The sequence below is a fragment of the Aquitalea sp. ASV11 genome (assembly GCF_016429185.1).
GTDB lineage: Bacteria > Pseudomonadota > Gammaproteobacteria > Burkholderiales > Chromobacteriaceae > Aquitalea > Aquitalea pelogenes.
Genome location: NZ_JAELUD010000029.1, coordinates 38613 through 47967, shown reverse-complemented (window position 1 = coordinate 47967; position 9355 = coordinate 38613). Strand labels below are relative to the sequence as shown.

The following is a 9355-nucleotide window of genomic DNA, read 5'->3' as shown; positions in this document are numbered from 1 at the left end:
AAATTCGGTCAGCCCTTCGACAATGCCGAGAATGGCTGCCTTGAGCAAAAGCAGTGTGTCCATGATGTGATTGATTAAGTAGGCGGGTTAACAGGAAAAAGCAGAAAAATAAACCGCTAGCATAGCCTAGCGCGATGACAGAATCACAACTGACGTGCACCGCGGCTGCCACAGGCAGCCTGGCTTATTTCTTCACCCGGCTTTGCGAGCGTAATTTGTAACGCCCGCCCGGATGCACCAGCCGGGCAAAAGTCACCAGATTCTTGTACGACCAGGTACGGCGCAACACCAGCAGGCAGGGCTCACCGGCGGCGATATCCAGCATGGCCAGCTCGCGTGCATCCGGCAGAATGGCTTCCACGCTGTGCTCGATATCGGTCAGCGGGCAGGTTTCCATCAGGTATTCATTGGGCGTGCGGCGGGTGAAATCCTGCAGGATGTAATCCGGTGCCCAGGCCGGGTTCACATAGCGGTCTTCCAGCTGAATGGGCAGGCCGTCTTCGCGGTGTACCAGGATGGAGTGATAAATCGGCGTGCCCACCTTCACCCCCAGTTGCAGGGCAATCTCTTCACCTGCCGCAATGGTTTCCAGCTGATGCACGTCGGCACTGTGGGTGTGGCCGCGCGCCGCCACTTCGGCGGCGATATTGTTGATGTCCAGCAGCGGCGATTCGGCCTTGCGCTCGGCCACATAAGTACCGTCCCCGGCAAAACGCAGCAGGATGCCGGCCTCGGCCAGGTCGCGCACTGCCTTGTTGACGGTCATGCGCGACACGGAAAACTGGCTGGCCAGTTCCAGCTCGGGCGGAATCTTGCAGCCTGGCAGGAATTCCTTCTTGCGGATGCCTTCCAGAATGTATTCCTTGATACGCAGATAGCGCGGTTGAGCTGTGGCAGACACCTTGTATTCCATGCAAACGTTAAGATGAGGCATTCTAGACCGGACTGCGCCGGCTGTGGCTGATCCAGCGCATGGTAAAGCCAATGTACAACAGCCCTGCCCTGTCTGCCCATCACCCGCCAGGCAGTTGTCACGGCCACCTTGGGTTATGATTTGTCCATTTCCCGCCAGCGAGACATCCGAATGTCCATTTCCCTGCCCCCCGCCGCCCAGCTGATTCCGCTTGGCAATGCACTCACCCTGTTGCAACTGGATGGAGGCAGCTTCTCCGCCACCTTGTCCTTGCTGGGTGGGCAATTGCTCTCCTTCCAGCCCTATGGACAACAACCCTGGCTGTACATGTCGCCCCAGGCCAGCCTGCAACAGGGCAAGGCCATCCGTGGTGGCGTGCCGGTTTGCTGGCCCTGGTTCGGCCCGCACCCGACCGACACTGCCGCCCCGGCCCATGGCGTGGCGCGGCAGCAAGACTGGCAGCTGCTTTCAGTGGAGCAGGATGGCGATGCGTTTCACGTGAAACTGCAAGGCCCGCACTGGCAAGGGCTGGATGTTGAACTGGAATACACCCTGTCCGACCACATTGCCATGCAGCTGCACACCCATAACCGCAGCCAGCAGCCACACACGGTGAGCACGGCGCTGCACAGTTATCTCGCGGTCAGCGACAGCCGCCGCATTCAGCTGTCCGGGGTGGAAGAAGCCGTTTTCGAAGACAAGGTGGCTGCTCGCTTCAGCCGCATGCCATCCGCGGCACTGCAACTCAATGGCGAGTTCGATGCCATTGTCTACAGCGAGGCCGATATCATCCTGCACGACCCGCAATGGCAGCGTCGCCTGCGCATCAGCCGCAGCGGTTCTGGCAGCGTGGTATTGTGGAACCCCTGGCAGGACAAGGCTGCGCGGCTGGCCGACCTGCCGAACGAGGGCTGGCACGACTTTGTCTGCATCGAGGCAGCCAATGCGGGTGAAGACAGCTACACGCTGGAACCAGGCAACAGCCATACGCTGGGCTGCCAGATACGGGCCGACTGAGGCCGGCTTCCCGATGCCCCCATCCTTATGGACAGGGTATACTGCACAGCATCCCGCCATGCTTGGCGTTGTAGTGGACAGGTAGTCAATGGCAAGACAGAACACGATTTCCAGTTATCTCCCCGTCACCTTTTCCAATGGCAACCGGGTGCGCCGCTTTGGCAAGCACTGCCCGCATTGCCATGCCATGGTAGGGTGCGAACACATGTCAGGGCTGGCCAGCCTGCAGCAGGACAAGCTGTTTCTGGCCGCCAAAGGCACCTGCCCGGCGTGCCATCATCGCTTTCCCATAGCCTGCGTCATCACCGACGACAAACGGGTACACCGCGTGATGCTGCCCTTGTGGGCCTACCGCCTGTGGCTGCAACTGGCCACCCGCAACAGCCCGCAGCTGCCGGCGCGGGAAAACTGGGAAGTGGCCGAGGAAGTGCCGCTGCCGGTGGGCATTGTGGTGCCGGATGTGAATGCGGTGACACACTCCAGTGAAATCCTGGGGCGTTTTCATGACCAGACCATCAGCGCCTGGGTGGAATACGAAGGCCGCCGCTTCCTGTTTGAACGCGCCGCGCCGCCCGGTCAGTTTTCCCTGAGCGAGCACGAGTTGCTGCTGGCCGGTGCGCTGATTTACCGGCAACAGGAAATCGCCACCACAGCTTGAGCAAGCTTACGCTCTGATCGACATCATCCAGCCCGGTCTAACCGGGCTTTTTGTTGGCTGCACCTACCTGCCATCCCTGGCAGGAGTGCTAGTTTGTCCGCTACGCGGCGATGTTTGCATGGCGAGCAGTGGCAAGACCGGAAGCCATCACGCTGACGACGCAGCCCCCTCCCCGTGGCGCGCGCCGACTGGGGCGGGTTGGGCAAGGTTTTAAGCCGCCGCAATGTCTGAGCCATTCGACGATAGCGAATGGCGAGTTCGGCGGTGCCTTGCCCGGCCCGAAGCAGGCGGGGTTTCGCGCAACCCGGGGTCGCCCAGGGGTGCAGGGGAGCTGGCGAGGCAGCTCCCCTGCCTGCTCGGCGGGCAGCCCCGCCATGAAAAACAGCACCGCGAAGCGGTTCGCCATATTTCCAAACACGGTGGGAATGGCGCTACCGACCAAGCTCTAGATACAGTAATCCCCCCACACCGCCTGCACCGCCGCCACCGCCGCCAGCGCAGCGGTTTCGGTACGCAGGATGCGCGGCCCCAGTTTTAGCGGCGTCCAGCCGGCATCCAGCGCAGCACCTTCCTCGCGGGCGGAATAACCACCTTCCGGCCCTGCCATCAGCCAAGCCCGCTTGGGTGCGCTGGCGATGTCAGCCAGCTTTTGCGTCCCCAGTGGCGAAAGGATCAGCCGCGCATCCGCCTGCTGTTGCTGCTGCAGCCATTCATTCAGGCTGAGGATGGGCAGCACCTGCGGCAAGGTATTGCGGCCGCACTGCTCGCAGGCCGATTGCACGATTTCCTGCCAGCGCTGCACCCGCTTGTCGGCACGGTCGCCGGACAGTTTCACCACCGAGCGTTCGGCAGCAATCGGCTGAAACAGCGATACGCCCATTTCCACCCCCTTTTGCAGGGTGAATTCCATGCGGTCGCCACTGGAAATGGCCTGCGCCAGGCCCAGCCAGATGGGCGATTCGCGGCTGATGTCGTCAAAGCGGGTGATCTCACAGCTGGCATCGCGCTTTTGCAGTGACAGCAAGCTGGCCTGGTATTCCCCCCCCTGTCCGTTGAACAGGGTCAGACTGTCACCTTCCTTCAGGCGCAGCACCTGGATGTGACGGACAACGGCATCGGGCAGCGACAGGGTTTGGCCTGCCGCCAGGGCTGTTTCGATAAAAAACCTTGGCATGGCGTATTGAAAGTCCGTGGTGATAACGGTATTTTGCTTTGTTTGCTGCAGTTGCAACAACTCGTCTTTGGCAAGTGGCTATTCTGACAGCTTTTCCCGCCAGGCCCGGCCCTGACGACGCATGACGCGTCCGCATTCCTGATGAGCACCACCATTGAATGGGGGCATGGCATGCCGGATTTGCAACTATTCTTCCAGAGTGAGCCAAGCTTACCCTACCTTGCCCGCACCGGCTGACCGATAACAGCGGGACCCAGGAGAACATAATGCAGGTGGTTGAACAGGTGATGCAGGTTGTCCGTGACGTGGCACGCCAGGAGGTGATGCCGCGCTTTTTGCGCGTGGGTAAAACGCGCAAGGACGACGGCTCGCTGTTTACCGAAGCCGACATGGCCTGCCAGCAGGCACTGGGCGAGATGCTGCCGCGCGTGCTGCCGCACCCGGTGCTGGGCGAGGAAATGACGCGCGAAGAGCAGGATGCGCTGTGGCAGGACAACCCTGACGGCTTGTGGGTGGTGGACCCCATCGATGGCACCACCAACTTCGTCAACGGCCTGCCCTACTTTGCCATTTCCGTTGCGCTGGTGGTGCGCGGCGTCAGCGAGCTGGGGGTGATCTACAACCCGGTGTCCGACGAAATGTTCTATGCCCGCCGCGGCCAGGGGGCCTGGCTCAACGGCCGTCGCCTGCCCTTGAAAACCACCCGCAACAGCATGGGTGATGCCATTGCTGCGGTGGAAGTGAAATACCTGCGCTCCGGCAAACTGGCGGCACGCATGAGCAGCGTGGCACCGTTCGGCAGCCAGCGCAGCATGGGTTCCAGCACGCTGGATTGGTGCTTTCTGGCAGCAGGCCGTTACGACCTCTACCTGCATGGCGGTCAGCGGCTGTGGGATTACGCTGCCGGCGCGGTCATCCTGGAAGAAGCCGGCGGCAGGCTGGCCAGCCTGAATACCGACGACTACTGGACGGATACCGTGTGGAAACGTTCGGTGATTGCCGCCATCGATCCCGAGCTGTACTGCCAGTGGCACCGCTGGGTGCGGGCCAATCAGTAACAGGTGATATCAATGCAAAACGGCCCTCAAGGGGCCGTTTTTGCTGCAGTTGCCGAATACTGGAATCAGTAGTTTTCCGGGCAGAAATGCCGTTCCACCAGCTCGATCAGGATGTGCAGCACCTTGATGTGCAGCTCCTGCACGCGGTCGGCATACTGGCCGCCCGGGGTGTTGACGTAGACATCGGCCAGCGGTTCCAGCCGGGTTGCCGCACGGCCGGTGAGGATGATCACCTTCATGCCCAGCTCACGCGCCACCGTGGCGGCGTTGACGATGGTCTGGCTGTTGCCGCTGGTGCTGATGCCGATCAGCACATCGCCAGCACGGCCATGGCTTTCCAGATAGCGTGAAAACACGTGTTCGTAGCCAAAGTCGTTGGCCACACAGCTCATGTGGCTGGGGTCGGAAATGGCAATGGCAGCCATGCCGCGCCGGTTGTTGCGGTAACGGCCGGTCAGCTCTTCGGCAAAGTGCATGGCATCGCACATGGAGCCGCCATTGCCGCAGGAAAAGATGCGGCCACCGGCGGCCAGGCTGGCAATCAGTTGCTGCGCAGCGGCCTCGATGCTGGCCAGCGCCTCTGGATTGGCCAGCAGATTGTTGAGGGCAGTTTGCGCTTCAGTCAGGCTGGACTGGATATGGGAAATCATCAGCGATCCATCATGCTTGCGGGCAAAGGCACACTGCCATTGCCACCAGTAAACAGGGCTGGCTCATGTGCCAGCCCCGACATCATACCCCGAGGCCATCTGCCACAGGAAATGGCAGGCGGGTAAATTTCAGCGAAGCACGATCAAGGCCGTACCGGCACAGCTGACAAAAGCACCCAGCCAGGCCACCAGCGCCGGCGGCTGCTTGTTCACCCACCACAGCATGGGCAGGATCAACACCGGGCTGAGCGCGGAGAGCATGCCCACCGTGGCCACATTGGCATGTTGCAGTGCCAGCATGATCAGCGTCATGCCCAGGCCCAGCGCCACCACCCCGTTCAGCCCCGTCTGCCCCAGCATGCGCAGGCTGTATACGCCACGGCTTTTGGCCAGCGGCAGGCCACCCAGCCACAGCACATTGTGCGCAAGACAGGCCACGCCCATGCGGATGGCCGAGGCGGTGACCGGCTCCAGCCCGCCGGCAATGGCCGGTTTGGCAAAGAAGGTACCCAAGGCCTGGCATAGTGCTGCCGCCATGCCCAGTGCCACACCCAGCTTGAAGTGTGCCGGGTGCTCCCAGGCCTTGCCTTGCTGCTTGCCACGGCCAAAAGCCACCGCCAGCATCACGCCGCCAAACACCATCACGCTGCCGATAAAACCGGGCAGGCTGAGTTTTTCCTGCAAAAACAGCATGCCCAGCAGCACGGAAAACACCGAATGGGTAGCAAACAGCAGGCCGGAACGACGCGGCCCCAGCCGGTTCATTGCAGAAAAATACAGGGTGTCGCCCAGGAAAATGCCGGTCAGGCCGGAGAGCAAGGCGGGCAGCACATTGGCCCACTGCATGCTGTGCCAGCCGCCAATGGCCAGGCTGATGCCGCCCAACAGCAGCGTCATCAGGCTTAGCCGCAGGCGGGTAAAGGTGAAGGGGCCAAAATGCATGGCCGGGCCGGCGCCCAGAATGGCGCCCCAGGCCCAGCAGGCTGCCGCGCCCACGGCGGCAAGGTCGTACCACATGACAATCCAGTCAGTCCCCGGCGCAGAGCCGGACAGGGGTTGGGAAAAGCGCCAGCTTACCTGTCCGGCGGCCACTCCGGCCAGTGCGGTGCCGCTTCGGCTTGCAACCAGGGCCGGTCATGACTGGTCCAGATATGCTGGCTGGCCTGTTGTGCCGGTGCTTCGTCCAGCGTGGCCACGCGCAGGATGACATAAGGGCTGCCCTCGCGCTCGGCCAGCAAATGGCTGCCACACTGGCGGCAGAAATGGCGCAGCTTGCCGGGTGAGGACTGAAAACTGCCCAGCTGTTCCACACCACACAGCCAGCGGAAATGCTGGCGCAGCACCCCGGCCGTTGGCACAAAGGGCGCGGCATGGGCTTTCTGGCAAGTGTGGCAATGACAATGGCTGACGGGCAGGTCCAGTTGATCCGCTTCATACGTGATGGCACCGCACAGACAGCTGCCTAGCATGGCGCGTCATCCAGCAGGGTGATTTCCACCCGCTCCTTGCCCTTGCCGATATTCTTGCGCTTGAGCGCGATGCGGCCCACCTCGCCGGTGCGACGCAGGTGCGTGCCACCACAGGGCACCCGGCAATAGCCCGGCACTTCCCAGTAACGCCGTTCGGCCTCGATGTCGGAGAAGGCGCTGACAATCTCGCTGTCAGTATCAATCAGGCGCTGCACCCTGGCCGTGATGGCGGGCAGATGCGGGGTGATGGGTTCGGGCAGGGCAAAGTCGATGCGCGCCTTGTCCGCCGCAATGTGTGCGCCGATTTTCTCCACCCCGGCAAAGTCGCGGTAAATGGTTTCCAGCGTCAGTTCGGCGGCAAAGTGCAAGCGCATCAGGCGGTAGCGACGCGGCCAGTCAATAGCCACCGTCACCTGCGCCCCGGCAGTCAGACCATGCCCCGGCGGCAGGGTGTAGACAATGTCCTGTCCCTGTTTTTCCGCCAGCTCGACAGGCCAGCCGGCAATGGTGCCGGCATCGCTTTCCTGCCCGCCAGAAAAGGCATAGAAGATGGTGTCCTGCAGCCATAACTGCTGGCCGTCCACCCGCGCCACGGTGGTGGTGAGCGTGGTCTGGTAGGGATCGGTCCAGAACAGCTTGCCGGTCACAGCATGCGCGCCAGGTAGTCGACCAGGCTCATCGGGTAGCTGAATGGCTGGCCCAGCAGCTGCTGGTACACATTGCGGTACTCGGCATGCTTGGGCTGCAATACCAGTGCCTGAGTCAGCGACTGCACGGCCGCGCGCGAATCTCCCAGTTGCAACTGGGACATGGCCAGGATGAACCAGGCTTCATGAATGCGGAAATTCAGCGACAGGGCCTGGCGGGCCAGCAAGGCCGCCTCCTCATAGCGTTCGCTGCTGAAGGCGCTGCCCAGCTGGCCAACGCTGCCTTCCAGTACCGGCAAGCTGGTTTGCTTGCTCAGCACCAGGGTGTGGCCGTTACCGACATTGCTGTCGCTTTCCTCCTGCGCTTCCAGCAACCAGTAAGCGCCCAGACCTTGCTGGTTGAACCAGTTGAGCGCATCAAACAGGCCTTGCAGGGTGAACACGTGATAATGCGTGCGCCAGGGCAGTTCCGGCAGCAGGGATTGCGGCGTCACCCCTTGCTCGAAGGCCTCGACATGGGCCTGCAAGCCGGTAATCGGCCGTACGCTGTCTTCAATCAAGGCATCCCGCTTGGGGACAATCATGAAATTGATGCCGCCCGGACGTAGCACCCGCAACCATTCCTGCCAGGCGGTAAAGATGGCAGGCAGGTGCTCCAGCACATGCGAACTGGCCACGTAGTCCAGCTCGCCATTGGCAAACGGCAGCGCGGTGGCTTCAGCCACCACATCCACCTGATCCACCCCGCGGCCATGGCGTTGCTGTTCAGCGGCATATATCTGGTAGTCGGCCAGGTCGCGTTCGTCCACATAGCGCACCCCGTCACACGGCGCCACGCTGATGCAGTCGGCCGGGGCCAGCGGATTATGCGCGCCGCGCCCCAGCTCGATGCCCTTGCCCTGCAAATACTGTATTGCCAGTTCCATGCTGCTTATCCTTGTTGCGCGCTCAATTCAGCGGATAGCCGCTGATAGACCTGCTGATCCAGCTTTTCCATCATGCGCTGCGGGCTGGATAGCGCGGTAAACCCATATTGGGCATACAGGCCATGCGCATCCGCCGTGGCCAGCATCATGCGCCGCAGCTTCTGCAGGCCGGGATGCGCCATGATGAAGGCCATCAAGGCCTTGCTGATGCCCTGCCCGCGCCACTGGGGCAGCACAAAAACATCAGCCAGATAGGCAAAGGTGGCCTGGTCGGTAATCATGCGGGCAAAGGCCACTTGCTGACCGTCGGCATAAGCGCCAAAGCACAACGAGCCGGCCAGCGAGCGCTCGAAAATATCACGCGGCAGCCCGGCGGCCCAGTAGGACTGCTGGCTGAGGTAATGGTGAATCATGTCGCGGTCCAGCCGGGCCGGATCACAATCAAATTCCAGTGGCAGCGACTGAGGCATGCGCACGCTCCGTAATGGTCGGTGCCGGATGAGGCTGGCACGGTGTCTGCATTCAATGCCACGGCAATGGTTGCCGGATCAAGGCATTACTGCCCGACAAGGCGGTATGGACGCGCCGGTCAGGCCAACTGGCAGTGTCGACCGGAAGCCGTTTTCGGTCAACGGCTATTCACGGTGCATGCGCTGTTTACAGTATTGCCAGCAGCGTTGCAGCCAGCTATCCGGCGCGGCATGTGCCGCCACAGCTGTGGGCACTTCGCCTGAGGTCTGGCTCAGGCGGGCATATTCATGCGCCGACAGCTCTTCGGGCAAGGAGGAGGGCCGGGCTTGCCGCCTGTGCTTCACCCGGGAAAAGATGCGTACCATGCTGACA

12 protein-coding genes are annotated in these 9355 nt (G+C 61.9%); 3 read left to right on the top strand and 9 right to left on the bottom strand.

Annotation, left to right across the window (positions count from 1 at the left end; translation table 11 throughout):
* Positions 1 to 184: 184 nt before the first annotated feature.
* The gene (hutC, locus tag JHD62_RS11260) at positions 185 to 901 is read right to left on the bottom strand and encodes a histidine utilization repressor (protein WP_231588830.1); all 717 of its coding nucleotides are present in this window, start codon (positions 899 to 901) and stop codon (positions 185 to 187) included.
* A gap of 183 nt (positions 902 to 1084) precedes the next feature.
* Here hutC and JHD62_RS11255 point away from each other — a divergent pair, with 183 nt between their 5' ends.
* Together JHD62_RS11255 and JHD62_RS11250 are read left to right on the top strand one after the other, a co-directional pair.
* A complete protein-coding gene (locus JHD62_RS11255) occupies positions 1085 to 1930 on the top strand; it encodes a D-hexose-6-phosphate mutarotase (protein ID WP_199102965.1) in 846 nt (281 codons plus the stop codon).
* Positions 1931 to 2018: 88 nt separating this feature from the next.
* Positions 2019 to 2588 carry a hypothetical protein gene (locus tag JHD62_RS11250; RefSeq protein ID WP_199102964.1) on the top strand — a complete coding sequence of 190 codons (570 nt, stop codon included), beginning with the start codon at positions 2019 to 2021 and terminating at the stop codon, positions 2586 to 2588.
* Between the two features lie 445 nt (positions 2589 to 3033).
* Here the strand turns inward: JHD62_RS11250 and JHD62_RS11245 are convergent, their stop codons facing one another.
* Positions 3034 to 3762 carry a 16S rRNA (uracil(1498)-N(3))-methyltransferase gene (locus JHD62_RS11245; protein ID WP_199102963.1) on the bottom strand — a complete coding sequence of 243 codons (729 nt, stop codon included), beginning with the start codon at positions 3760 to 3762 and terminating at the stop codon, positions 3034 to 3036.
* 272 nt (positions 3763 to 4034) lie between these two features.
* Here JHD62_RS11245 and JHD62_RS11240 point away from each other — a divergent pair, with 272 nt between their 5' ends.
* Positions 4035 to 4820: an inositol monophosphatase family protein gene (locus JHD62_RS11240; protein WP_199102970.1), complete on the top strand. Its 786-nt coding sequence runs from the start codon at positions 4035 to 4037 to the stop codon at positions 4818 to 4820.
* Positions 4821 to 4885: 65 nt separating this feature from the next.
* Here JHD62_RS11240 and gmhA read toward each other — a convergent pair whose 3' ends face one another.
* The 7 genes from gmhA to JHD62_RS11205 all read right to left on the bottom strand — a co-directional run bounded on the left by gmhA (position 4886) and on the right by JHD62_RS11205 (position 9348).
* A complete protein-coding gene (gmhA, locus tag JHD62_RS11235) occupies positions 4886 to 5470 on the bottom strand; it encodes a D-sedoheptulose 7-phosphate isomerase (RefSeq protein WP_062788943.1) in 585 nt (194 codons plus the stop codon).
* Between the two features lie 129 nt (positions 5471 to 5599).
* Positions 5600 to 6487, bottom strand: coding sequence for a DMT family transporter (locus tag JHD62_RS11230; protein ID WP_199102962.1), 888 nt, complete (start codon positions 6485 to 6487; stop codon positions 5600 to 5602).
* Between the two features lie 56 nt (positions 6488 to 6543).
* Positions 6544 to 6939 (bottom strand): GFA family protein, encoded by a 396-nt coding sequence (locus JHD62_RS11225; RefSeq protein ID WP_199102961.1) that lies wholly within the window; start codon positions 6937 to 6939, stop codon positions 6544 to 6546.
* A complete protein-coding gene (locus JHD62_RS11220) occupies positions 6933 to 7586 on the bottom strand; it encodes an alanyl-tRNA editing protein (protein ID WP_199102960.1) in 654 nt (217 codons plus the stop codon). The genes JHD62_RS11225 and JHD62_RS11220 overlap by 7 nt, the downstream gene beginning before the upstream one ends.
* Positions 7583 to 8512, bottom strand: coding sequence for a class I SAM-dependent methyltransferase (locus tag JHD62_RS11215; protein ID WP_199102959.1), 930 nt, complete (start codon positions 8510 to 8512; stop codon positions 7583 to 7585). The genes JHD62_RS11220 and JHD62_RS11215 overlap by 4 nt, the downstream gene beginning before the upstream one ends.
* A 5-nt stretch (positions 8513 to 8517) precedes the next feature.
* Complete coding sequence (locus JHD62_RS11210) at positions 8518 to 8982, bottom strand: GNAT family N-acetyltransferase (protein ID WP_233160858.1); 465 nt, start codon at positions 8980 to 8982, stop codon at positions 8518 to 8520.
* Between the two features lie 165 nt (positions 8983 to 9147).
* A complete protein-coding gene (locus JHD62_RS11205) occupies positions 9148 to 9348 on the bottom strand; it encodes a hypothetical protein (RefSeq protein ID WP_199102958.1) in 201 nt (66 codons plus the stop codon).
* Positions 9349 to 9355: the final 7 nt, after the last annotated feature.

Coding starts and splice junctions, on each gene's coding strand:
- JHD62_RS11210 (WP_233160858.1), bottom strand. CDS start 8,982: ATGCCTCAGTCGCTGCCACTGGAATTTGATTGTGATCCGGCCCGGCTG.
- JHD62_RS11215 (WP_199102959.1), bottom strand. CDS start 8,512: ATGGAACTGGCAATACAGTATTTGCAGGGCAAGGGCATCGAGCTGGGG.
- gmhA (WP_062788943.1), bottom strand. CDS start 5,470: ATGATTTCCCATATCCAGTCCAGCCTGACTGAAGCGCAAACTGCCCTC.
- JHD62_RS11250 (WP_199102964.1), top strand. CDS start 2,019: ATGGCAAGACAGAACACGATTTCCAGTTATCTCCCCGTCACCTTTTCC.
- JHD62_RS11225 (WP_199102961.1), bottom strand. CDS start 6,939: ATGCTAGGCAGCTGTCTGTGCGGTGCCATCACGTATGAAGCGGATCAA.
- JHD62_RS11205 (WP_199102958.1), bottom strand. CDS start 9,348: ATGGTACGCATCTTTTCCCGGGTGAAGCACAGGCGGCAAGCCCGGCCC.
- JHD62_RS11245 (WP_199102963.1), bottom strand. CDS start 3,762: ATGCCAAGGTTTTTTATCGAAACAGCCCTGGCGGCAGGCCAAACCCTG.
- JHD62_RS11255 (WP_199102965.1), top strand. CDS start 1,085: ATGTCCATTTCCCTGCCCCCCGCCGCCCAGCTGATTCCGCTTGGCAAT.
- JHD62_RS11230 (WP_199102962.1), bottom strand. CDS start 6,487: ATGTGGTACGACCTTGCCGCCGTGGGCGCGGCAGCCTGCTGGGCCTGG.